Genomic DNA, 24,402 nt, shown 5'->3' on the forward strand with positions numbered 1-24,402 from the left:
AAATGTCGTCTATGAAATGGAACAAAGAAGCCGTAGTCATTGTCGGAGCGATCTTTCTTCTCTCCTACTTCTACTCTTCAAAGGTTGAACACGACCTGAACAACAGGATAAAAGCACAGAGTCTGAAAAGCTGCCTTGGGCAGAAACATGACTACTGTGACATGATCGACACATTTCATGACATCTGTTTTCCAGGAAGCTACCGAAGCCGCTACAAAGCCATGCACTTTTTTTCGGATGAATATGATGCCTGCATAAAAGAACAGATCGCAAAATATACAGGCAAGCGATAACCCGCCCTGCATCTATCAGCTATCACTCTCACTGACAACTGTCACTACCGGACTAGGAAGCTATCTCCGCCAGAGTCTCATACGCTGCTTTGATACTCTCTTCGATCATCTCATCTGTTGTAGCCGCAGAAATAAATCCTGCCTCAAATGATGAACAGGCGAGGTAGACTCCTCTGTCAAGCATCCCTTTGTGAAATTTGGCGAACATCTTCTGATCATTTTCCATTGCATCAGCAAAGTTCTTTACCGGTTTGTCTGAGAAGAAGAAGCCGAACATACTTCCGCGTACATCTGTGACCATCGGTACATTTACAGCATCAGCTGCTTTTTTGAAACCTTCAACCAGCTTTTTGGCTTTCTTTCCAAGATCAACATAGATAGCGGGATTGGACTTGAGTTTTCTAAGACTGGTCAGTCCGGCTGTCATGGCAACCGGATTACCAGAAAGTGTTCCCGCCTGGTAGACCGGTCCCTCAGGAGAAAGGTGTGCCATGATCTCAGCTCTGGCACCAAATGCACCTACTGGCATACCTGCTCCGATAACCTTGCCAAGTGTCACCATATCAGGCTTGACCTGGGTAATACCCTGTGCTCCTTTCAGCGAAGCTCTGAAGCCGCTCATCACTTCATCGAAAATAAGCAGGGTACCGTGTGCATCACAGAGGGTTCTAAGCCCTTCAAGAAAACTTTCATCAGCCGGTACCAGTCCCATATTTCCGGCAATAGGCTCAATGATAACACAGGCGATCTCACCGTTGGCATCTTCAAAACACTTCTCAACCGAAGCCATATCATTATAGGTGGCGAGCAGTGTATGTTTGGTAAGATCTGCAGGAACTCCCGGGCTTGAAGGTGCACCGAATGTTGCCAATCCCGAACCTGCCTGAACAAGCAATGAATCGGAATGTCCGTGGTAACATCCTGTAAATTTAAGAATATTGTCTCTTCCGGTAAATCCGCGTGCCAGACGAATGGCACTCATGACCGCTTCTGTTCCGGAACTGACAAAACGTACTTTATCAATGCTCTCAAAGAGAGCAACGATCTCTGCAGCCAACTCTGTCTCAACATTTGTCGGCGCACCAAAACTGAGTCCTCTTTTTACTGCATCAATAACAGATGCTTCGATATCTGCATCACAGTGACCAAAGATCAGCGGTCCCCAGCTCTGTACATAGTCTATATATCTGTTTCCGTCGATATCATAGAGATAACCGCCCTCTCCTCTTTCAATGAACGGTGGAGTACCTTCAACACCGTTAAATGCACGTACCGGAGAATCAACACCTCCGGGAATGACCTTGTATGCTTCTTCAAATGCTGCTATGCTCTTGTCGTATGCCACTTTATTAATCCTTCTTATGTATAATTCGAGATGATTTCAAGGATTATACACTATAGGGACTAAAAGGTGAGAGATACAAGAACACTAAAAGGATTTGCGCTCTCATTACTGCTTCACCTTTTTCTTTTTTTATTATTATCTCTCTCCTTTAAGGAGATGAAACTCCTGCCTCCCCCCTCTTCCAAAAAAGAGCAGAAGATAACACTGAACCTTTCGCAGTTTGTACCCCCGTCCATCCCCCAGCCAAAACCTCCTGCCAAGTCTGTGTCAAAGTCCGTACCGCCGGCTGTATCTCCCAGTCCCGCTACCGAAGCAAAAGCGGAAAAAGCGTCCACACCTGCTGCGAAAAGAAAAAGGGTTGAGGAGAAAAAAGGCTTAGAGGTCGCAAAAAAGTCGGCAAAGGAGAACAACGCTACCAAAACTGTCAAAACAGAGACTGAAAAACCCAAAAAGAGAAAAATAGCAAAAGCAAAGCACCAAAAGCCTGTCAAAAAAAAGCGTACACCTGAAAAAAAACCGTTACCAAAACACTTCCGTATTCCCAAACACTCAAAGGACAGACTTGCCAGTGCCCTGCTTGGTGGTATGAAACAGCCAGCAAAGCGAAGTAGCAGAGCACAACCGGCGAACACCAGGGCAGACCGTATGATCAAACGGCTTTACGGCAAAGAGTTCTACAGTTACACCAAGACCCAGCAGAAGTTCATCCGCCAACACCTTGATGAGATCTACCGCATTACCCAGAACACACTGGTGATCAACGGTTACCCGGATGTTGCCGTACGTACCGGACAGCAGGGGGTCAATATTGTCTCTTTCTACCTCCACCCAAACGGTGACATCAGTCACTTAAGACTGATCAAACCGATGGGATATGAAGTGCTGGATAAAAATACACTCGCAGTAATCCAGACAGCCTACAAAGACTACCCCAGACCCAAGACAAAGACCAAGATCGTTTTCTATGTAAATTATCAATTGTATTAATAGACAGATGTGTATTTTCAGCACCCAAATTTAAGTAGAAGTCCTGTTTTTTATCTTTTTTTGTGGATAAGGTTTTGGAAATAAATGAAAAGTTGTTTTAAAAAAGAAGCAAAAAGCCCGGCTATATGCCGGGCATCATGTATTGTATTTAGAACCGGTAGCTTATCCCTAAGGTAAGCATATGAGCATTATAATCAAGTTTACCGTCAAGATAGGTCTCACCATTGTCATAAAATCTCTCTGTATCATCACCATAGTCAGTATATCGATACTGGATACGGGTATACAAATCCTCTGACAATTTCTTCTCTACTCCTGCCCCGATCGTCCATCCTGTCAACGTCATGCTTGTGCTATACGAGACCGATCCGTCTGTCACAGTAACATCAAAGTCACCCCAGGCGACACCACCGGTCAGATAGGGCATAAAATCCTCCATTACCATACCGGCTCTCAGGCGCAGAGAGGCATCCCAGTTCTGTTCAACTTTAGTGAAGACACCTTGTGTATTGGTAACAGGGCCACTGTCATCGGCATCCACATAATTCCATTCTCCTTCAACCCCTACCAGCAGATCATTATCCAGCAACCAGTTATATCCTCCATAGACCCCTCCACTGAAGCCATCAACATCAAGATCGTATGTTCTGTAAATTCCAAACCCGCTTCCTGTATTATCATAGTCAACATCGGCATCTCCCCATACTCCGCCAACCTGCAGGCCGGCATAGAGTCCGCTCCAACTATCGACAGGTTCGGAAACCACAGGTGCAGGAGCCACAGGTGCAATATTTCCACCTGCCATCACGATACTGCTAAATCCCAAAGCCATAAATACTGACAAACTTATCTTTTTCATCTTATACTCCTTCTGTACTCTTTAAATAATGCTTACTCTAAGCATCGCCTTTACTGGCATCCGTCAAACGCCAATTCCAATATTGTTCCAGATGAGTTCCATTTCACCTGCAAAGTACTCTGTTTGAGTACTTTAAAGAAAAAACCGTTTCTCTTTTGGCTTCCGTTGTTTGTATACGCTGCCAAGTTTACTAAAGATCTTTTAAAGCCTCTATATACCATTGTAACAGTACTTTCTGAATATTTTATAAAATAAAATAATTATTAATTTTTAAATAAGATAATTAAAGTGACTGAAAATAAAGAGATACAAGCAATCTATTCGGCTTTTATTTTTCATAAAAAAAGAGGAGCAGCATGAAGAAATGAACATTTTGAGAAAAAATACATTTACTCCAGCTTCAAAAAGAAATATTCCTGTACCAAACGGTGGACCACTTTTTCTGTTCCCTGTATCAAAAGCGGATATTTCTTTGCGTCAAGCCATTGTATGATCTCCTTTATCTCCGCTTCACCCATCACGGTACATCCAGCCGTAGGTACTCTTTTGATATGAATAAAGATACAGGAACCTGCTCCCGGAACGGCTCCCTTTTCATCGATATGGTTATGGTTGACCACGATACCGTATTTATAGTAGTCTTTAGGGAACTTCATATGCTCTTTACTTTTATAGTCTACATTTATCCTGCTGCTGTCTACGATCTTGTTGTAGAGTTTTGAATTGACATCATCCACACAGTGGTCGCTCTCTTTGTAGACAATATAAGGATAGTCTGTATCAAAAGGAGCATAACCAAAGGCCTGTTTCAGTTCAAAAATGCCTGCCGGTGCTTTGCCGTCCCCCTCTTTTTTGATATATTTGGCATTTTTGGGAATGGTGTGCAGCCCTCTACCCCATCCAAGACCGTTACGTCCAAGCTTGATCTCGATCGTATCACCTGCTTTGTACCATTTACCGGCTCTCTTCTCATACCGCTGTAGTTTGCCGCTGTCAGCCGACCACTCCTTCGTTGTAACGACTATCAGCTGAGCTGCATCAGGTATTTGTGCCTGAAGTTTCAGCATAAGAACCAAAAGTGCAAGTAATATTTTTTTCATTGTGTTATAATCCCCTTATATCAATATTTATTCCCAAAGGGATGGGAAACCTGGAGCACATATCCCCGAATTGAGCCCAGGGAAAACTCTATATTAAGACAGGTACTTTTAATGGAATACGGAATCATATCGATCGCAATACCACTGCTGACTATCATCTTGGCCATTATAACAAAAGATGTCATCGTTTCACTCATCGGCGGGATCTTTGCCGGGCTTCTTGTTTTGAATGGATACGATCCGTTTAGTGCCTTTATCGCACTTTTCAACGGGATCGTTGAGCTCTTCTCAGAAGGGTGGATCACAAAAACCCTTCTTTTCGCATTGATGATAGGTGCCATTATCAAACTGCTCACTCTTTCGGGAGCAGTCGATCAATTTGTGACATATCTGAGTACCAAAGCAGAAAAAATCGATTCTCCCAAAGGAGCTATGCTGCTGGCATACACAATAGGCATAGTGATCTTCATAGAGTCATCCATCACCTCACTGGTAGCAGGAACCGTAGCAAAACCACTTTGCGACAAGAACAGTGTCAGCAGAGAAAAGCTCGCCTATATCTGTGATTCGACCTCTGCACCCATCTGTTCTCTTGTGCCTCTGAATGCCTGGGGTGCACTTCTGCTGGGGCTCATTGTGACTGCCATAGACTCTCACGTCATTTCCGGGGATGCCATTTCACTGCTGATCGCCTCCATCCCCTATAATTTCTATTCTATTTTTACACTCCTGATTGTTCTGGCAGTCATTCTCTTCAACTATGAAATCGGCCCATTAAAAGATACTGTTGCAAAACCCTACCATGGTGACCATACCAAACACGAAGGCAGACCTACTCCGCTCCCTATGCTTCTTCCCATTTTGGTAATGGTTCTTGCCGTACCTGCAGGACTGTACCTCACAGGTAAAGGTGATATTTTGAAGGGGAGCGGTTCCACTTCGGTCTATTATGCTGTCATCGTTACCCTGCTCTTTATGTATCTGTACTATGTCGGTGGGAAAATGCTGACCCACAAAAACTACTTTAAAGCGTTTTATGAAGGTTTGGGAGAGATGATTCCTGTCGTTATGATCCTGCTTTTTGCTCTCTTCATCGGTAAAGTCATCGGCGACCTGGGAACCGCCAAATACCTTGCCCATCTGCTCAGCGGTAATGTCTCCCCAGTACTTATGCCGATGCTCATTTTTCTGGTAGCCGGTATTACAGCATTTTCCACAGGAACCAGCTGGGGGACATTTTCCATCATGATGCCTATAGGCCTGGCACTCGCTGCAAGTATGGGGCTTGACATCCCGCTTGTCATCGCGGCAGTCATCAGCGGAGGGATCTTCGGAGACCATGCCTCTCCGATCTCAGACACGACTATCATCTCCTCAATGGCAGCAGGATGTGACCATGTCGAACACGTACGAACACAACTTCCCTATGCACTGACAGGCGGTGCTTTCGCCGCTTTGGCATTTCTGATTTCCGGATGGATACTGGTCTAACCGTCTGAAGCCAAACGTCACAAGAGATCAAGAGGAGTAAAATGATCACCAATATTCTAAAAACCGCTGGCATACTGCTGATACTTGGAACATCTGTTTTGGCATCAGAAAAGATCACCAGAGAAAAAGAAGATCTTTCAAAGCTTCCATCAGACTACGATATGATCCTGGCCTACTATGGACGCCCCGGCACCTCCAGAATGGGAATTTTGGGACAATACCCTCTTGATACGCTTTTCAGAAAGATCAAAGCTCATGCAAAAGAGTATGAAAAAATACTGAACTACAGGTACCGTATAACGCCCGGTGTAGATGTTGTCTATGATCTTGCTATCAGGGAGCCCGGTACCGGCGGGAACTATCTTATTCCGCTTTCAGAAAAAACTCTGCTCAAATACATTCACAAAGCCAAAGAGTATGGAGCAGTCGTGATCCTTGACATGCAGCTGGGTAAAAAGAGCCCTCCTCAGGCCATAAAGCCTGTTTTACGATATCTCAAGTATGAGAATGTCCATATAGCCATCGATCCGGAATTTTCCGTAGACAACCTGAACGTACGTCCGGGAAAAGTGATCGGTTCAGTTACAGCCGAAGAGATCAATCAGGTACAGGCTTTAATGAGCAGCTATCTTAAAGAGCACAGTATTAGAGAAGAGAAGATACTGATAGTACATATGTTCACGGAAAAGATGCTTGCCCATAAGAATGCACTCAGGTATTATGAGAAGATCCACCTTGTTATGAATCTGGACGGACATGGTTCACCTGCATTGAAAGTCAAAATCTATAACGGCATCTACACAAAGAGTCGAGCTGTAAAATTTGCCGGAGGGTTCAAACTCTTTTTTAAAGAAGACAACCCTCTTATGTCACCCAGGCAGGTACTTGGGCTGGAACCTGTGGGAAGATACAAAATAAAAAACATGCCTACATATATTAACTATCAATAAAGCATTATCTGTTAGAATATCTCAAAAAACGGACAGGAGGCAGACTAATGAAAAAGAAGAACCGGGCGCTTCACCTTGAGATCAGTGCGATCCTTCTGAAGTATGACCCCATGAACGTAGGTGCAGCTATTGCAGAAGATGATGAGTACGATCTTGAAGCAGCGACCATTCTCTCACGTATCAAAGAGGTACATACAAAAGAGGAGCTTGCCGATATTGTTTTTGAAGAGTTTCAAAGCTGGTACGGAAAAGATGCTGTCGGTGAACGTAAAAAGTATGAGGCTATGGCAGCCGAGATATGGGAAATATGGCACCAATACAACAGTCAGACTTCATGAAAAGGCTCTACCTTCTGCGTCATGCCAAATCAAGCTGGAAAGACTTTACCCTCTCTGATTTTGACAGACCGTTGAACAAACGCGGCAAACGCGATGCACCACTTATGGCCCAAAAGCTGAAAGAGATGGGCATTAGACCCGATATCATTATTTCAAGTCCTGCCAAACGGGCACGCAAAACAGCAAAGATCTTTGCAAAAACACTCCATGCAGCGCTTGAGACAGAAGAAAAACTCTACGAAGCCCACACTTCAGATATTAAAGAGGTCATCCAGACAGCATTTGAAAAGTATGATGCCGTTATGATAGTGGGACACAATCCGGGGCTGACAATGTTCAATGATGAGATATCCGATATCCCCATCTTCAATATTCCTACAACAGGAGTCGTCGGTATCGGCTTTCAAAATGATGACACCTCATTAGATAAAGGCAGCCAGCTTTTTTTTGAATATCCAAGGAAATATGCTCCCCATGCGGGGTGATCCTGTTTTTCAAACATCTTTTACTCTTTTCATTTTTCTATTCACATGATAGAATATATTCATCAAAGATGAAAGGACAAGTATGCGAGTCACCAACCGTCAGATCGCTGACATCTTCAATGAAACAGCCGATCTGATCGACATTGACGGTGAAAATCCTTTCAGGGTACGGGCTTACAGAAATGCTGCCAGAACCATTCTCTCCCATCCCAGAAATATGGCAGACCTTGTGGAGGAGCAATTTGATCTTACCTCTTTAAAAGGTATAGGCAGGGAGCTTGCCAAAAAGATCACGGAGATCGTCCAAACAGGAAAGCTCTCTTATCTTGAAAAACTCAAACGTATCCATCCTCCGGGAATAGAAAAACTGCTGAAGATACCGGGACTGGGTCCAAGACGGGTACGCCTCCTGCATGAATTTCTCCATATCAATTCCCTGCATGACCTTGAAAACGCACTCAGACAGGACAAACTGCAAAGTGTACCCAGCTTTGGTCCCAAACTTATAGAGATGATCGAAAAAGAACTGAAAAAGAGACGCTACGAGGAGAAGCGCTACCCTCTTTCAGAAGCAGATTCTGTTTCCCGGTGGCTTCTGGAAACACTCTGTTCAGCAAAAGGCCTGATCGAAATTGAAGTTGCAGGAAGTATCAGAAGAAGATCTGAAACAGTGCATGATATTGATATCGTTGCCGCTGCTGAAACAGAAAATGACATTATGGAGCATTTCACTACACTGCCGGAGGCAGAAAGAGTGCTCATGAAGGGACCGACACGCTCTTCCGTCATTCTGATCAACGGTATCACTGTCGACCTCAGGGTAGTTCCGGCTGAAAACTTTGGTGCGGCCCTACACCACTTTACCGGATCGAAAGCCCACAATATAGCCTTGCGAAAACTGGCCATTACCAAAGAGATGAAGATCAATGAATACGGTATTTACAAAAAGGGAAAAAGAATCGGCGGGGAGAAAGAAGAGGATATTTACAAAAAACTTGATATGGACTACATTGCGCCTGAACTTCGTGAAAACAGAGGAGAAATAGTGGTGGCCCAACAACACAGACTTCCCTCTTTGGTCTCAGAAGAAGAGATACAGGGTGATCTGCATATACATACGACCTACAGTGACGGCACCAATACGATCCGGGAAATGGCACTCAGAGCAAAAGAGAAAGGGTATGAATACATTGCTGTTACCGACCATACCAGACACCTTGCCGTCGCACACGGACTGGATGAGAAGAAAGCCAAAAAACAACTCGAGGAGATTGACCGGCTTAATGAGGAACTCCAGGGTATTACTATCCTGAAGTCCGCAGAAGTCGACATTCTTGAAGACGGCAGTCTTGATCTTCCGGAGAGTATTCTCAAAGAACTTGACCTTACTGTCTGCGCTGTCCATTTCAAGTTTGATCTTTCACAGCAGGCACAGACCAAACGTATTCTCAAAGCGATGGAACATCCCTTCTTCACCATTCTGGGCCATCCTACAGGACGGCTTATCGGTCTGCGTGATCCTTATGATATCGATATGGAGGCCATCATACATGCAGCAGCCCAATGCGGATGTATACTTGAACTCAATGCGCAGCCTGATCGTCTCGATCTCAATGATATACACTGTAAAATGGCAAAAGAGGCTGGGGTACCCATTGCTATCTCTACCGATGCCCACTCCGTCAATGATCTCGATCTCATGCATTACGGTATCGGACAGGCACGACGCGGATGGCTTGGAAAAGAGAATGTTGTCAATACAAGAGGTCTGAAAGAACTTAAAAAAGTATTAAAAAAGTAAACTTGTTCCGAACCTACAAACGACAAGCAGTTGTCGTTTGCTTAACGGTTTTTCCGCTGCGGCTCCGCTTTACTACGACCGCTCTGGTTCCGAACCTACAAACGACAAGCAGTTGTCGTTTGCTTAACGGTTTTGCCGCTGCGGCTCCGCTTTGCTACGACCGCTCTGGTTCCGAACCTACAAACGACAAGCAGTTGTCGTTTGCTTAACGGTTCTCATAATACTCTTCTGCCTGGTAGACAAAGATTTCAGGGTGCTCTTCCAGACAGTTTGACACCATACCTGCCTTTTGGCACAGGTGCGTCATAAAGCTCTCGAAGGTAGGCAGCTGCTCCCATACCTGCGGTAGAAAAGTTGCCTGGTAAGGTCCCTTTTTCAGGATTACCCCGTCAATGCCGGGTCTGAGTTTCGACTTCAGATCTGCTGCTGAAGTGTAAGGAAGCAGTTTTGGCTCGGTGAGTAAAGAGACCTCTATGGTGATCTTGTCGAACTCTTCAGGACTCAAGGCATCAAATCTCGGATCACCAAACGCAGCACTCTGGGCATTTTGAATGATATCCTCATAGAGTGCGCGGTGAGCTATGATGGAGCCGATACAGCCTCTAAGTGTCCCGTCTGCCTTTTTGTTCAGTGTCACAAATGCCGCCCCTTTTTTACTGAGCCACGGATTTTCTCTGCGCAGTGTCTCCATATCGACACCATAGTCGATGCCGAATTTCTGTGCGATCGCTGCACGTGCCAGTTTCAGCAATACCTCTTTTTTACCCATCTTGATCCTCCTGTGTAAAAGCAACACTGACATAGCCTACCACCTGTGATCTGTCCCCGCTGGCATCCGCACTTGTTCGATAGTCGAGTATATGCGGTCTCAAGCCTTTGTGTCTGGCTGATACCAGCATAGCCTCCACTCCTCTCTTCCCACACGCTTCACATCCCTGATGCAGTTCAGACGGCTTCAGATTCATAATGGCATCAAGACAAATACTGTCCAGCCGTTTAGCTTTCTCAATGTCATAGTAGTGACTCAGATCCGTGCTGATCACCACTGCTGTCTGAGGATCTTCAAGCAAATAGTCAATGACATCGGCAAGTTCCTGTGGTGCAACATCACCATAGACCAGTTCCACTACTGAAACATCAGGCATATAATGCTTAATGAACGGCATCTGTACCTCCGTACTGTGTTCCTGATGAGCATCCGGATAAAAGTGGATTCCAAACCGTCTCTCAAGGACCTTTACTGTCTCTTTGTCTATATTCAAAACACCAAGCGGCGTCTCATAACTCTCATAGTCAGCTACCGATATGCCATCAAGGTAAACCCGGTGGCTGGGCCCGATCACTGCAATACGCTTTAGATTCTGGGCTGCCAGCATACGCAGTACAACGTTTGCTGTGAATCCGGAATAGATATATCCAGCATGCGGGACAATAACTGCTCTGGATCTTAACGAGAACAGCTTCTTCATATCGGCATGCTCATCAAGTATCGTATTATAATGATCAATCATCTTTAATATTTCATCTTTTCCTGCCGGATAGAACTGTCCGGCTACAGCTGTACTTCTGACAGATTTACCTGTTGTCATAGCTGTACCCTCCTATTCATATATGCCTCTACAGGCTCTTTATTCCACTTTACCTTCAGTAGACTTACGAAGAGATCACCTCCGGTTTCAGGCTGATGAACATAAAACTGTTCCTGTTCACCTAAGGGCTTCACGGTTCCGAGGCTGCAAGCGTGAAGCAGTTTCCGTTCGTTCCGCACTTCTCATTCCCACACTCCTTCTATAGTGTTTTTACACACAGGGCAACGGTCACCTTCCAGATGTGTTGTGATCTCTCCATATCTTTTTCTTTCGATCAGCAGTGTTTCGCAGTGTGGACAGTACGTATCAGAGTCCGCATCAACATTCCCGAGATAAATATATTTCAGTCCAGCCTCTTTTCCGATCTTGCGGGCCCTTTTCAGTGTTGCCGTTTTTGTCGCATCATGGTCCTGCATCTTGTAGTTGGGATAGAATGCACTCAAATGCCATGGGACATGGACCCCCAGATCGTTTGCAATGAACGCAGCCATCTCGCTCAGCTCCTTGTCACTGTCATTTTCACCTTCTATAAGCAGTGTCGTCACTTCCACCCACACACCGTTCTTTACCAGTCGTCTCAGTGTATCCCTGACCTCTTCCAATCCGCCTTTGAGGACCTTTTTGTAATATTTGTCATCCCAGCTTTTAAGATCAATATTGGCCGCATCTACCCAGCTTGCCATATCATCGACCATCTCAGGGGACTCAAAGCCGTTACTGACAAAAATATTCTTAATCCCTTTCTCTTTTGCAATAAGCCCGATATCTTTTGCATACGGGTAAAAAATAGTCGGTTCATTATAGGTATAGGCTATTGACTTGGCACCATGTTCGATGGCAAGTTCTACCATCAGGTCAGGGCTCACTTCGATATCTTCATTGACCATTTTACTTTGTGAAATATCCCAGTTCTGACAGAATGGGCATTTGAAGTTACACCCAACTGTCCCAAAAGAAAGTACCTTCGAACCGGGAATGAGATGATAGAGCGGCTTCTTCTCAACCGGATCCACATGTACCGCTACAGGATGGCCATACACCAGCGTTTTCAGCTCTCCTTCTACATTCTGGTTCACTCCGCAGATACCTACTTCCCCTTCTTTCAGTTGACACCTGTGCCTGCAAAGGTTGCAAACAATCTTCCTATTCTCTTCAGGGGTATAGTATTTAAATGTTTCATGATAAGTCATCGGCTTAACCTTTATACTAATGGACTAAAGTTTACTTCATTATATCACTAAAGGTATCAAATGTCAAACGATACATTGTTATTTTAGATTCTTTTTGTATACTCCACAAATGAATATACCCCAAGCCCAAGGAAACTGACAAATGAAACTGCTTGTATCAGCTATCGAACCCTCTGCCAATCTGCATCTGCGTGAAGTACTCAAACATACAAAGGAGATTGAGCTTATAGGTATTTTTGACAAACGCATCGACGCAGGTACACCACTGTATGACATTACCCAAATGGCGATCATGGGGGTGGTCGATGCCGTCAAAAAGCTGCGCTGGTTCTTCAAAACAGCCGATAAGATGGTTGATCTTGCAAAAGAGGCGGACAAAGTGCTTTTGATGGACTCGTCAGGCTTCAACCTGCCGCTGGCCAAAAAACTCAAAGAGAAGTACCCAGAGAAGGAGATCGTCTACTACATCCTGCCTCAGGTCTGGGCAAGCCGTCCCAAACGTGTCGAGAAACTTGAAAAATACTGCGACCATCTACTTGGCATCCTCCCTTTTGAGACCAGTTATTATCCAAGCGGTAAAGCGCAATATGTCGGGCATCCTCTGCTCGATGAAATCAATGCTGTATGCCATCACGAAGAGAACAGGGGGTGTATTGCTTTTCTTCCCGGAAGCCGTAAAGGAGAGATAGAGCGTCTTATGCCCATTTTTCTTGAAGTACGCAAACAATTCCCCGATATCCGTCCTCTGCTTGTCATCCCTCCCCATTTCAGCAGAGACCAGATCGCAAAACTCTATATCGGTAACCGGAACTTTGAGATCGTACGCAACACACAGGAGGCACTCTCACGTGCAGAGTTCGCTTTCATCTGTTCAGGTACTGCTACCCTGGAAGCAGCCCTCATAGGTACCCCTTTTACCCTGGCTTATATTGCAAAAAAGTTCGATTTTTTTGTGGGTACAAAAATACTCGGTATCAAACAGGTAGGACTGGCCAATATTATTCTCACACACCACAACGGTACAACCTTGCACAATGAACTGCTCCAGGATAAGGTAACCGTTGACAATCTGGTCAAAGAGTACTACAATACCGACCGGAAAAAGTTCACCGACAAAGCCAAAGAATTGAAAGAATACCTTGATCATGGCAGTTCGGAAAATGTCGCGAGGATCATTATGCAAACATAGAGTGGGTTGACCCACCAAAATAGTAAAGGTGGATAAATCCAGCCTACAAAAATTTTAACAAGGAATGAGTAATGGGTAATCGAAATAAAAGCATTGCAAAGCAATCCATTCCAACGCTATCGACTATCAACTATCAACTATCAACTGAACTAACACGGAGTACTCCATGTTAGTTCATATCTGCTGCTCCGTCGACAGCCACTACTTTCTACAGAAACTCCAAAAAGAGTATCCGAAAGAGAAACTTGTGGGTTTCTTTTACGACCCCAACATTCACCCCTATTCAGAGTACTATCTGCGCCTGCTCGATGTCAAACGCAGCTGCAGGATGCTTGGTATTGAACTCATAGAAGGTGAGTATGATACAGAGAACTGGCTTGATGCGGTAAGAGGTTTGGAACACGAACCTGAGAAAGGGGCACGCTGTGCAGTCTGTTTTGACAGACGGTTTGAAGTCTCGGCACAAAAAGCGGCACAGCTTGGCGAAAAAACATTTACCTCGACACTGCTTACTTCTCCCAAAAAGTCACTCAAGCAGCTTAAGGCAGCCGGTGATGCTTTGGCTGAACGGGAAGGTATCTCGTTTATCGCCCCTGATTACCGTAAGGCATCAGGTACCCAGGAGCAAAATATCCTGGCCAAAGAGGATGCGCTTTACCGTCAGGACTATTGCGGATGTCTTTTCGGACTGACCATGCAAAGAGAGCAGCAGCAGAAACTGGCAGATGAACTCTTTGTTCCTCTCTCCGGACAGATACAGCCTGAATCCATCGAGGCACGCATCAGACTCTATGAAAAACGCTGGGAACTTGAAGAACAAAATATCCCGTACAAGATAGTCAAACAGCGTTTTCTGAACTGGCGATTGAAATTTGCCATGCTCAAAGTGCGTAAAGAGGTTGTAGCGGCACATATTCTTCCCTACTCTACACTGAAAGGTGAATATACCAGAGGAAAGATAGAGTATCAAATCAATGATGTACACCATATGAGCAGAGATGAGGTAAAGTTCATTACTCTTGCAACCTACAACCAACTGCTTGCTACCACGTACACCTCGCTTACAGAACTGCTCTTCAACCCGCCGGAGTTTAAAGATGAAGTTGCTCTAAGATCCCGGCTCGGCCTCGATGCCTATGACCTTTCGGCCGTTGTTGTCACAGAAGAGATCCCTTCAAAGAAGATCGAACTTCTTATACAGAGTGAGACCTATAGTGATGTAGAGGAGAGGCTTATACAACTGGCACAGTAAATTCATGATACAAAGAATCTGAAAAGAGAGGCTAAACCATTTTTTACCAATTTTTAGATAAAATAAGCAAATTTTATACTAAAAAAGGTTTTCAAGTGCTATTAAATGTTGTTGAAATTCAAAAAATTCTGCCACACAGATATCCATTCCTTCTGGTCGACCGTATTACCGGTCTCCAAGAGGGGGAGTATATCGAAGGCTATAAAAATGTCTCCATTTCCGAGCCGGTCTTTCAGGGACATTTCCCTGATCATCCTATCTATCCCGGTGTCATGATTATTGAAGGAATGGCACAGGCCGGCGGTGTACTTGCATTCAAGAGCATGAACAATGCTTCCCAGGAAGAGATCGAAAATAAAGTAGTTTATTTCATGAGCATCGACAAGGCAAAATTCCGATCTCCTGTGACTCCGGGTGATCAGCTGGTCTACAAAATCAATGTTATCAAGAACAAAGGGGCAGTCTGGCAGCTCGATGCAAAAGCCTATGTCGATGACAAGGTTGTGGCACAGGCTGAACTTAAAGCCATGATCGTAGACAAGTAGGTTCCTTATGCCCAATATACATCAAACAGCGATTATTGAAAAAGGAGCGGTCCTCGGAGAGAATGTTACCATAGGACCTTTTGCCTATATTGGACCAAGAGTCAAGATCGGCGAAGGGACAACTGTAGCTGCCCATGCTGTCATTGAAGGTATTACAACGATCGGGAAAAACAACCGTATTTTTTCCCATGCGGCCGTAGGAACTATTCCACAGGACCTCAAGTATGACGGTGAGGAGAGTGAACTGATCATTGGTGACAACAATACCATTAGAGAATTCACACTGCTTAATCCAGGTACCAAAGGTGGCGGTATGGTCACCAAGATAGGTAACCACAACCTTCTTATGGGCTATGTCCACCTCGGTCATGATGTGATCCTGGGAGACCACTGTATCCTGGCAAACGGTGCTACCCTTGCGGGTCATGTCGAGCTTGGCAACCATGTGGTCATAGGCGGGCTTACTCCTGTTCACCAGTTCGTACATATTGGAGATTATGCCATGGTCGGCGGTGCCAGTGCAGTGGCGCAGGATATTCCCCCCTACTGTCTTGCAGAAGGCAATCGTGCCGTACTCCGGGGACTGAATCTTACCGGACTCAGACGCAAAATAGACCGTGAAGAGATCAACAGCCTTAAAAGTGCCTACAGAGAGCTCTTCGAACAGGGGAAACCGCTGCAGGAAGTGGCACAGACACTCTTCGAAACAGATGAATCCCCCTATGTCAAAGCATTATGTATGTTCATAAAAACATCCAAACGCGGTATTCCGTTTACCAGAAAATAGTATAATTTAGAAAGAAAATATGAGGATAAAATATGTCAATTAAAGCGTGTAGCTTCTGTACTGCTGTTGAAAGTGAAGAGAATCCACTGATAGCCGGAGAGAATGCCTATATCTGCTCCAACTGTGTGATCTCTGCCTATAAGATCCTTTTTGGAGAAGAGGAAGAACAGGAATCCGACTATGATGCAGAGACCCATGTTCTTTATACCCCAAAAGAGATCAATGCCATACTCAACGAGTATGTGATCGGACAGGACAATGCGAAAAAAACACTTTCAGTGGCTGTCTACAATCACTACAAACGTATTTTCAGAGATACTGCCGAAGATGATACCCAGATCGCAAAATCCAATGTTCTTCTCATTGGACCTACCGGTTCAGGTAAAACACTGTTGGCACAGACCATTGCAAGATTTTTAAACGTACCCATTGCCATTGCTGATGCAACAAATCTCACAGAAGCAGGCTATGTAGGTGAGGATGTGGAAAATATCCTTACTAAACTCCTTATGGCAGCAGACGGAGATGTCAAGCGTGCAGAACAGGGCATCGTCTTTATCGATGAGGTTGACAAGATCGCACGTATGGGAGAGAACCGATCTATTACCCGTGATGTCTCCGGAGAAGGTGTACAGCAGGCCCTGCTGAAACTCATAGAGGGTTCTGTAGTGAATATCCCGCCAAAAGGCGGACGTAAACATCCGAACCAGGACTTTATCCAGATCGATACTTCCAACATCCTTTTCATTTGTGGCGGTGCATTTGACGGACTTAACGATATTCTCAAGAGAAGACTCGGTTCGAATGTACTGGGATTTGGACAGGCAAAACGTTCCAAAAAGGAAGAAGAGAACCTGCTCCCTATGGTAGAAGCGGACGACCTCGTCACTTACGGACTCATCCCTGAACTGATAGGACGTCTGCATGTACTGACAACCCTGGGTGAGATCAGCAAAGAAGATATGGTACGTATCCTGGTTGAACCGAAGAACTCACTGGTAAAACAGTACCAAAAACTCTTTGAGATCGATAATGTGAGCTTGTCTTTCGAGGAGGATGCACTTGCACTCATCGCACAAAAAGCACTGGACCGAAAGACCGGTGCACGAGGACTGAGATCTATCATGGAAGAGATACTGCTTGATATCATGTATGAACTTCCGGAACTTGACGGATATGAAGTAGTCATTACTGAAGAAGTAGTTGCAACCGGTGCCAAACCACTCTATATCAAAGATAAAAAAACAGCATAGGCTATAAAGGATAATCGATATGTTCAAAAAAATATTGGGAATGTTCTCCAACGACCTTGCCATCGACCTGGGAACAGCGAACACACTGGTTCTTGTCAAGGGACAGGGGATCAGTATCAATGAACCCTCCGTTGTAGCTATCCAGTATGACAAACATGGACAACAGCGTATTCTGGCCGTAGGTCAGGAAGCAAAAGACATGGTAGGTAAAACACCGGGCAACATCCGTGCTATCCGCCCGATGAAAGATGGGGTTATCGCCGATTTTGAAGTCACCGAGATGATGATCCGCTACTTCATCGAAAAAGCACACAAAAGAAAAGGATTCTTCTCTCCCCGTATCATCATCTGTGTACCTTATGGCCTGACACAGGTTGAAAGACGGGCTGTCAAGGATTCAGCAGAAAATGCCGGTGCACGCTATGTCTATCTCATTGAAGAGCCTATGGCAGCTGCGATCGGAGCCGGGATCCCGGTCAAAGATCCAAACGGAAACCTCGTAGTGGATATCGGCGGGGGGACCACAGAGATCGGAGTAACCTCTCTTGGAGGTCTTGTTCAGAGTAAATCGATCAGGATTGCCGGAGACCACATCGATCAGGCGATCGTCGATTATGTGAAAAAAAACTTCAACCTGCTTATCGGTGAACGTGTGGCAGAAGAGCTTAAAATCAAGATCGGTACCGCTATACCACTTGCAGAAGAGCTTGTCACAACGGTACGAGGAAGGGATCAGGTAGAGGGAAGCCTTACCTCCGTAGAGATCACTTCCGAACATATCAGAGCAGCAATGAAAGACTCTATTGAAGAGATTGCAGAGGCATTGAAAGATGTACTTGAACATACACCGCCCGAACTGGCAGGTGACATCGTAGAGAACGGGATCGTACTGACCGGCGGCGGGGCACTCATCCGCGGTCTTGACAAATATCTTTCCGACATCGTTAAGCTTCCGGTCTATATTGCGGAAGACCCTCTTCTTGCTGTGGCCAAAGGTACAGGAAAAGCACTTGATGAGATAGACCTGCTACAGCAAATGGCGTATGAAGACTAGAATCACCATCATCATACTGCTTCTCCTGATATTGGGAGTACTCCTGACACGAAATGACAAGCGTATCACCGATACGCTTCTAAATGTTATCAACCCTATCAAACAAAACTACAAAGCCTTTACACAAGAGATCGAAGACAAAGGACAAAGTTATCTTTTCCAACAGGAATCTATAGAGAAACTGAGCAAAGAGAACCGTATCCTTCGCAAAAGACTGCTTGAACAGACCCACTATATCAAACAGGTCAAAGATATCTATGAGGTGCTTCCCCGCTTAAGCAAACTGCCGGTACACAATATTGCTCTGACAAGTACGATCTCTTATGTCAAGCTAAACAGCTTTTCACAAATCATTTTAACCAAACCCAAAGGCTTGAATGAAAAACAGATCTATGGTCTGATGCAGGACAGCGTGGTTGCGGGTATTGCACGTCTGCATAACAACCAGCTCTACGGATATCTTACGTCAGATCCCAAATGCCGCTTCTCAGTCTTTGTCGGCAAAGAACAGGCTCCGGGTATTGCCATTGGCCTGGAGAAAAATATGATGATCGTGAAGTTCATTCCAAAATGGCACAAGATCAAGCGTGGAGACAAGGTGTATACCTCAGGACTCGACTATATCTTTTTTGCCGGTCTTCCCGTAGGTGTCGTCACCCAGGTGGACGTACAGAGCGCCTATAAAGTAGCCTATATCAAAACCTATGCCGATATTTTCCACCCCAAGGTCTTTTTCCTTATTCAGGACTCGGCTGCAACTCTGACAAAAGGGTTTGACAGATCTGCTACACGTCTCCGGGACCCATGTTCCGATCTATCCATACTCGATGAGCAGAATATAACAAAGATCATCATGCAGCCTGAACAAAACGATACAGTACCTCAGATCTCAAGTATTCCAAGCCGTATTGACCAGACTCAGGAGGAGATCATTGAACCGGAAGTACCGACGGAACATCCCGAGGCCGAAAAACCAAAAGCGAAAGTTAAAAAACAAAAAAAGAAAAAAACTTTCCATGAAAGTCTTGATCTCTTCTGATACTTCAAAAAACGCCCTTTATTAAGGGCAGTTTTTACCCTTTTACTGTATAATCTTAAACTAAAAATCAAGGGTACCTCTCCATGCCAAAACGCGAAGATATCAAAACCATTTTACTTATTGGATCAGGACCGATCGTTATCGGACAAGCCTGTGAATTCGACTACTCCGGAACACAAGCAGCCAAAACGCTCAAAGAGCTTGGCTACCGTGTTGTACTTATCAATTCAAACCCAGCTACGATCATGACCGATCCCGAGTTTGCCCACAGAACCTACATTGAGCCTATCACAGAAGATGTGATAAAGAAAATCATCGAGAAAGAGAATGTCGATGCCATCTTGCCGACAATGGGTGGACAGACAGCGCTCAATGTTGCTATGAGTATGTATGAGAAAGGAATGCTTGATGGTGTAGAATTCCTTGGTGCGAACCCTGCTGCCATCAAAAAGGGTGAGGACAGACAGGAGTTCAAAGAGGCGATGATCAAGATCGGTATGGACCTTCCCATCTCCCAATACGCCTACAATATGGATGAAGCGCTTGATGCAGCCAAAAAGATCGGTTTCCCGCTGATCATCCGTGCATCCTACACACTGGCCGGCGGAGGTTCAGGTGTAGCCTATAACATGGATGAATTCAAAGAGATCGTAAAAGGCGGACTTGAAGCTTCTCCTATCTCTGAGATCCTTATTGAAGAGTCGCTGCTTGGATGGAAAGAGTATGAGATGGAGGTCATCCGTGACCGCGAGGACAACTGTATCATTGTCTGTTCCATCGAGAACTTTGACCCCATGGGCGTACATACCGGCGACTCTATTACCATTGCACCTGCCCTTACCCTGACCGACAAAGAGTATCAGCGTATGCGTGATGCCTCTTTTGCCATCCTCAGAGAAGTCGGTGTCGATACCGGCGGATCGAATGTACAGTTCTCCATCAATCCGGAAACTGGACGTATGATCGTTATTGAGATGAACCCGAGAGTCAGCCGCTCTTCTGCATTGGCATCCAAAGCGACAGGATACCCTATTGCCAAAGTAGCAACTCTCCTGGCTGTAGGATACACACTTGACGAGATCACAAACGATATTACAGGAACGCCGGCATCATTTGAACCGGTCATCGACTACATCGTGACAAAACTTCCACGCTTTACTTTCGAAAAATTCCCAATGGCAGACTCCACTCTGACTACGGCTATGAAGTCAGTCGGTGAAGCAATGAGTATGGGAAGAACGTTCAAAGAGTCTTTCCAGAAAGCACTCTGTTCCCTTGAGACCGGACTCACCGGATTCAATGAGATCAAATGTGACAGTGAAACACTCATAAGAGAGATACGCCGTCCTAATGCGCAGCGTATGCTTTATGTCTATGAAGGTCTCAGACGCGGTATGAGCGTCGATGCGATCTTTGATCTTTGTAAGATCGACCGTTGGTTCCTCTATCAGTTTGAAGAGCTTGTTACACAGGAAAAAGCAATGGACATCGCCCTTCTCTCTGATGCAACACGTCTTAGAGAGGCAAAAGCAGATGGCTTCTCAGATGCCTATATAGCAGAAGTGATCAATAAGAAAGAGGGGCTGAACCTTACTGAAAACGATATTTACAATGCCAGAGAAAAACTGGGTATTGCATTGGAATACAATGAAGTGGATACCTGTGCAGCAGAGTTCAAGGCACTTACACCGTACCTCTACTCTACAACAAACATCACCAAGCTTCCGCAGCCTGCAAAGACAGAGTCTGATGAGAAAAAAGTCCTTGTTATCGGTGGTGGACCAAACCGTATCGGTCAAGGTATCGAGTTTGACTACTGTTGTGTCCATGCGGCATTCGCACTGGAAGATATGGGTATCAAATCTATCATGTACAACTGTAACCCTGAGACTGTCTCAACAGACTATGATACATCCGATATACTCTACTTCGAACCGATCGATTTTGAGCATGTCAGAAATGTGATCGAAGTTGAAAAGCCTGATGGTGTCATTGTTCACTTTGGAGGGCAGACACCGCTCAAACTGGCAAAGAACCTTACAGCTATCGGGGCAAAGATCTCCGGTACTTCAGCCAAAGTCATTGACCTTGCGGAAGACAGGGAACTGTTCTCGAACTTCATTAGTGATCTTGGGCTTAAACAGCCTGCAAACGGTACAGCTTTTGCCAAAGATGAAGCGATGGCCATTGCCAACCGGATCGGATACCCTGTACTGATACGTCCAAGCTTTGTTCTTGGCGGACGCGGCATGAGAACCGTCTATAACGATGCTGAACTGCGTGAATACCTGGATGAAGCGGTCAGTGTTTCCAATGAAGCACCGGTACTGATTGACAAATTCCTTGACAATGCCATCGAGCTTGATGTAGATGCTATCTCAGACGGTACAGATGTCTATATCGGTTCAGTCATGCAGCATATTGAAGAGGCGGGGATCCACTCCGGTGACTCTGCATGTTCATTGCCGCCGGTTTCCATTTCCGAAGCATTGGTCGAGGAGGTTAAAGAACAGACTGCGAAGATCGCACTTGGTCTTGGTGTGGTTGGACTGCTGAACATCCAGTATGCCATCCACAAAGGTGAGATATACCTGATCGAGGTGAACCCGAGAGCATCAAGAACCGTACCGTTCGTCTCCAAAGCAACCGGTGTACCTCTGGCAAAAGTAGCCACGCGTGTCATGATACGCGGAGACCTTAAAGAGGCACTCAAATACTACGATACCTTCAATGTAGTAAACTTCGACAAGAAAATCATGGAGCCGAATCTCAAAGGCCATGTTGCTGTAAAAGAGGCTGTATTCCCGTTCAACAAGCTTCCGGGATCAGACCTGATTCTTGGTCCAGAGATGAAATCAACCGGAGAGGTAATGGGAATATCAGAGAACTTTGGTATGAGTTTTGCCAAGTCCCAGTTCGCTTCCAAGAACAATATTCCGTTAGAGGGAAAACTCTTCCTCTCACTCACAGAGGTCGATAAACCGCAGGCCGGAGAGATTGGAAAAATGTTTACAGATCTCGGATTTGAGATCGTAGCAACATCCGGAACACATGCAGCACTTGAAGCAGCAGAAGTAGCATCGACCAAAGTGCTCAAGATCTCTGAAGGTCGTCCAAATATTGACGATATGATCAAAAATGAAGAGATCGCTTTGGCCATTAATACCAGTGACAACAAAGCAAGTAAGGCCGATGCAAAAATGATCCGTCAGTCGGTACTTGCAAACAATGTTGCCTATTTTACCACTATTGCAGCAGCACGTGCTACTGCACTGGCTATCAAAGAGTTAAAAGCACATGATGGATGTCTCGATCCCAAAGCTTTGCAAGACTACCTTTCGTAATGAGCAACAAAGTGGGAAGAGAAGTACTGAAAGAGCTTGTCTTTCTCACGCAGACCGATACTACCATCGGCTTTGTCTCTCAAGATCCGGATAGACTGACTGCTGTCAAACAGCGCCCCTCTCACAAATATTACATCAAAGCTGTCAACAGTCTTCATACACTTAAAACATTTACCCGTGTCCCATCCTGCCATAAAAAAAGAGTCAGAAGAGCAAATAAAACAACCTATGTTATGCCAAACAGAGACTCTTACCGTGTAGTAAAAGAGAAACACCATCTTTTACTTCTGAATCGTCTTAAATGGGCCTATACGACCTCGGCAAACCTTAGCGGTCACTCTTATGACGAGACCTTTGCAAAAGAGGCGGCTGATGTCATTATTGAACCGCTCAAAAAGGCAAATACCCCCTCCTCTATTTTTAAACTGGGGAAAAACCAAATAAAAAGGATACGCTGATGTCGCTTCTCTATGAAAATGAAAACATCCGCATTGAGACTGAAGAGAGTGAAGTACCATGGCTTAAGATCTTTACCCGGTATCCTTACAGAGAAATGAGTGATGTTCCTGCCGAGATCAAACTTGAGATATACGATCTTTTGGACATTATTGAAAGAGAGATGATCTCCTGCTATGCTCCTGAAAAGATCAACATAGCCTCCTTTGGAAACTATCTGCCGCATGTACACTGGCACATCATGGCACGTTTTAAAGAAGACAGTTTCTTTCCTGAACCGATGTGGGGAAGAAAACAGCGTGATGCAAACCTTGACCTTCCTTCATTTGAAGCATTCTGCAGACAAGTAGTTAAGAAGATATCCTATATTGAGAGGAAATTATAATGGCTGAACAAGACCGCATAAAATGGAACAGAAAATATCAGGAGCAGCCAACTCTGCTGGAAACACGTCCTCCCAGTCCTCTACTGGAGAAGTTTTTCAGCCATGCACCGGGCCATCAGGCGATCGACCTTGCCTGTGGTAGCGGAAGGCATACCCTCTTTTTGGCACAGAACGGTTTTCATGTTGATGCTGTCGATATCTCTTCCGTTGCACTGGAGAGATTGAAACAGAGAACAAAAGATCTTAACGTCACACTTCATGAGGTCGATCTTGAAAACTTTACTCCTGAAAAAGACAAATATGATCTTGCCGTCATGACAAACTATCTTGACAGAGAACTTATTGGCCGTACTGCAAAAATACTCAAACCGCATGCACTTTTTGTTCTGGAAACCTACATGGAGCATCCGGAAAATGAGAAAAAAGACTCAAATCCGGATTTTCTGCTGCAGGAAAAAGAACTTTTGAAACTTTTTAGTAACGACTTTACCGTTCTTGCATACGAAGAACTCTGGAATGAAACTCATGAACTTTACAAGATGCGTAAACAGTCTATTGTTGTTCAAAAGAACTAAAACACTTATCTATCAGATGAACTTAAGTGATATTAAAAAAAATTCAATATCACTTATTAACTCACTTTTAGAAAAACTACATTAAATAAGACAAT

Annotated in this window: 25 protein-coding genes; 18 read left to right on the forward strand and 7 right to left on the reverse strand. The window is 44.9% G+C overall.

What is annotated here, in order from left to right:
* Positions 1–11: 11 nt before the first annotated feature.
* Positions 12–293: a hypothetical protein gene (locus IMZ28_RS06010; protein ID WP_197547692.1), complete on the forward strand. Its 282-nt coding sequence runs from the start codon at positions 12–14 to the stop codon at positions 291–293.
* A gap of 52 nt (positions 294–345) precedes the next feature.
* Here IMZ28_RS06010 and hemL read toward each other — a convergent pair whose 3' ends face one another.
* Positions 346–1,638, reverse strand: coding sequence for a glutamate-1-semialdehyde 2,1-aminomutase (hemL, locus tag IMZ28_RS06015; protein WP_197547693.1), 1,293 nt, complete (start codon positions 1,636–1,638; stop codon positions 346–348).
* A 156-nt stretch (positions 1,639–1,794) separates the two neighbouring features.
* On the opposite strand from hemL, the gene IMZ28_RS06020 reads away from it, so the two are divergent.
* A complete protein-coding gene (locus IMZ28_RS06020; RefSeq protein WP_197547694.1) occupies positions 1,795–2,625 on the forward strand; it encodes an energy transducer TonB in 831 nt (276 codons plus the stop codon).
* Between the two features lie 148 nt (positions 2,626–2,773).
* Here IMZ28_RS06020 and IMZ28_RS06025 read toward each other — a convergent pair whose 3' ends face one another.
* From IMZ28_RS06025 to IMZ28_RS06030, 3 genes are all read right to left on the reverse strand, one after another.
* Positions 2,774–3,484: an outer membrane protein gene (locus tag IMZ28_RS06025; RefSeq protein ID WP_197547695.1), complete on the reverse strand. Its 711-nt coding sequence runs from the start codon at positions 3,482–3,484 to the stop codon at positions 2,774–2,776.
* 50 nt (positions 3,485–3,534) lie between these two features.
* A complete protein-coding gene (locus tag IMZ28_RS11085; RefSeq protein WP_269472891.1) occupies positions 3,535–3,669 on the reverse strand; it encodes a hypothetical protein in 135 nt (44 codons plus the stop codon).
* A gap of 204 nt (positions 3,670–3,873) precedes the next feature.
* A complete protein-coding gene (locus IMZ28_RS06030) occupies positions 3,874–4,584 on the reverse strand; it encodes a L,D-transpeptidase family protein (protein WP_197547696.1) in 711 nt (236 codons plus the stop codon).
* 111 nt (positions 4,585–4,695) lie between these two features.
* Here IMZ28_RS06030 and IMZ28_RS06035 point away from each other — a divergent pair, with 111 nt between their 5' ends.
* From IMZ28_RS06035 to polX, 5 genes are all read left to right on the forward strand, one after another.
* Positions 4,696–6,075 carry a Na+/H+ antiporter NhaC family protein gene (locus IMZ28_RS06035; protein WP_197547697.1) on the forward strand — a complete coding sequence of 460 codons (1,380 nt, stop codon included), beginning with the start codon at positions 4,696–4,698 and terminating at the stop codon, positions 6,073–6,075.
* A 41-nt stretch (positions 6,076–6,116) separates the two neighbouring features.
* Entirely contained in the window at positions 6,117–7,025 is a 909-nt protein-coding gene (locus IMZ28_RS06040) for a hypothetical protein (protein ID WP_232087425.1), read from the forward strand.
* A 47-nt stretch (positions 7,026–7,072) separates the two neighbouring features.
* Positions 7,073–7,363 (forward strand): hypothetical protein, encoded by a 291-nt coding sequence (locus IMZ28_RS06045; RefSeq protein WP_197547698.1) that lies wholly within the window; start codon positions 7,073–7,075, stop codon positions 7,361–7,363.
* Positions 7,333–7,848 (forward strand): SixA phosphatase family protein, encoded by a 516-nt coding sequence (locus IMZ28_RS06050; protein WP_197547699.1) that lies wholly within the window; start codon positions 7,333–7,335, stop codon positions 7,846–7,848. Before IMZ28_RS06045 ends, IMZ28_RS06050 begins: the two co-directional genes overlap by 31 nt.
* Positions 7,849–7,930: 82 nt before the next feature.
* Entirely contained in the window at positions 7,931–9,649 is a 1,719-nt protein-coding gene (polX, locus tag IMZ28_RS06055) for a DNA polymerase/3'-5' exonuclease PolX (protein WP_197547700.1), read from the forward strand.
* Positions 9,650–9,854: 205 nt separating this feature from the next.
* Here polX and amrA read toward each other — a convergent pair whose 3' ends face one another.
* From amrA to amrS, 3 genes are all read right to left on the reverse strand, one after another.
* On the reverse strand, positions 9,855–10,418 hold the full coding sequence (gene amrA, locus IMZ28_RS06060; RefSeq protein ID WP_197547701.1) for an AmmeMemoRadiSam system protein A: 564 nt from the start codon (positions 10,416–10,418) through the stop codon (positions 9,855–9,857).
* Entirely contained in the window at positions 10,411–11,238 is an 828-nt protein-coding gene (gene amrB / locus IMZ28_RS06065) for an AmmeMemoRadiSam system protein B (RefSeq protein ID WP_197547702.1), read from the reverse strand. Before amrB ends, amrA begins: the two co-directional genes overlap by 8 nt.
* 182 nt (positions 11,239–11,420) lie before the next feature.
* Positions 11,421–12,428, reverse strand: a complete 1,008-nt coding sequence (gene amrS / locus IMZ28_RS06070) for an AmmeMemoRadiSam system radical SAM enzyme (RefSeq protein WP_197547703.1) — start codon at positions 12,426–12,428, stop codon at positions 11,421–11,423.
* 142 nt (positions 12,429–12,570) lie between these two features.
* On the opposite strand from amrS, the gene lpxB reads away from it, so the two are divergent.
* The 11 genes from lpxB (at position 12,571) to IMZ28_RS06125 (ending at position 24,307) form a co-directional block, all read left to right on the forward strand.
* The gene (gene lpxB / locus IMZ28_RS06075; RefSeq protein ID WP_197547704.1) at positions 12,571–13,617 is read left to right on the forward strand and encodes a lipid-A-disaccharide synthase; all 1,047 of its coding nucleotides are present in this window, start codon (positions 12,571–12,573) and stop codon (positions 13,615–13,617) included.
* A 166-nt stretch (positions 13,618–13,783) separates the two neighbouring features.
* Positions 13,784–14,869, forward strand: a complete 1,086-nt coding sequence (locus IMZ28_RS06080; RefSeq protein ID WP_197547705.1) for an epoxyqueuosine reductase QueH — start codon at positions 13,784–13,786, stop codon at positions 14,867–14,869.
* 95 nt (positions 14,870–14,964) lie between these two features.
* A complete protein-coding gene (fabZ, locus tag IMZ28_RS06085) occupies positions 14,965–15,414 on the forward strand; it encodes a 3-hydroxyacyl-ACP dehydratase FabZ (RefSeq protein ID WP_197547706.1) in 450 nt (149 codons plus the stop codon).
* Between the two features lie 7 nt (positions 15,415–15,421).
* Positions 15,422–16,201: an acyl-ACP--UDP-N-acetylglucosamine O-acyltransferase gene (gene lpxA, locus IMZ28_RS06090; RefSeq protein WP_197547707.1), complete on the forward strand. Its 780-nt coding sequence runs from the start codon at positions 15,422–15,424 to the stop codon at positions 16,199–16,201.
* Between the two features lie 32 nt (positions 16,202–16,233).
* Positions 16,234–17,454 (forward strand): ATP-dependent Clp protease ATP-binding subunit ClpX, encoded by a 1,221-nt coding sequence (gene clpX, locus IMZ28_RS06095; RefSeq protein WP_197547708.1) that lies wholly within the window; start codon positions 16,234–16,236, stop codon positions 17,452–17,454.
* A gap of 19 nt (positions 17,455–17,473) precedes the next feature.
* Positions 17,474–18,508 carry a rod shape-determining protein gene (locus IMZ28_RS06100; RefSeq protein WP_197547709.1) on the forward strand — a complete coding sequence of 345 codons (1,035 nt, stop codon included), beginning with the start codon at positions 17,474–17,476 and terminating at the stop codon, positions 18,506–18,508.
* The gene (gene mreC / locus IMZ28_RS06105; protein WP_197547710.1) at positions 18,498–19,547 is read left to right on the forward strand and encodes a rod shape-determining protein MreC; all 1,050 of its coding nucleotides are present in this window, start codon (positions 18,498–18,500) and stop codon (positions 19,545–19,547) included. Before IMZ28_RS06100 ends, mreC begins: the two co-directional genes overlap by 11 nt.
* An 83-nt stretch (positions 19,548–19,630) precedes the next feature.
* Positions 19,631–22,891 (forward strand): carbamoyl-phosphate synthase large subunit, encoded by a 3,261-nt coding sequence (carB, locus tag IMZ28_RS06110; protein WP_197547711.1) that lies wholly within the window; start codon positions 19,631–19,633, stop codon positions 22,889–22,891.
* Positions 22,891–23,349, forward strand: coding sequence for a Sua5/YciO/YrdC/YwlC family protein (locus tag IMZ28_RS06115; RefSeq protein WP_197547712.1), 459 nt, complete (start codon positions 22,891–22,893; stop codon positions 23,347–23,349). Before carB ends, IMZ28_RS06115 begins: the two co-directional genes overlap by 1 nt.
* A complete protein-coding gene (locus IMZ28_RS06120) occupies positions 23,349–23,732 on the forward strand; it encodes an HIT family protein (RefSeq protein WP_197547713.1) in 384 nt (127 codons plus the stop codon). The genes IMZ28_RS06115 and IMZ28_RS06120 overlap by 1 nt, the downstream gene beginning before the upstream one ends.
* Positions 23,732–24,307, forward strand: a complete 576-nt coding sequence (locus tag IMZ28_RS06125; RefSeq protein ID WP_197547714.1) for a class I SAM-dependent methyltransferase — start codon at positions 23,732–23,734, stop codon at positions 24,305–24,307. The genes IMZ28_RS06120 and IMZ28_RS06125 overlap by 1 nt, the downstream gene beginning before the upstream one ends.
* The last annotated feature ends 95 nt before the right edge of the window (positions 24,308–24,402 follow it).

Origin of the sequence: Sulfurovum indicum (assembly GCF_014931715.1) — a bacterium.
In the GTDB taxonomy this organism is placed as follows: domain Bacteria; phylum Campylobacterota; class Campylobacteria; order Campylobacterales; family Sulfurovaceae; genus Sulfurovum; species Sulfurovum indicum.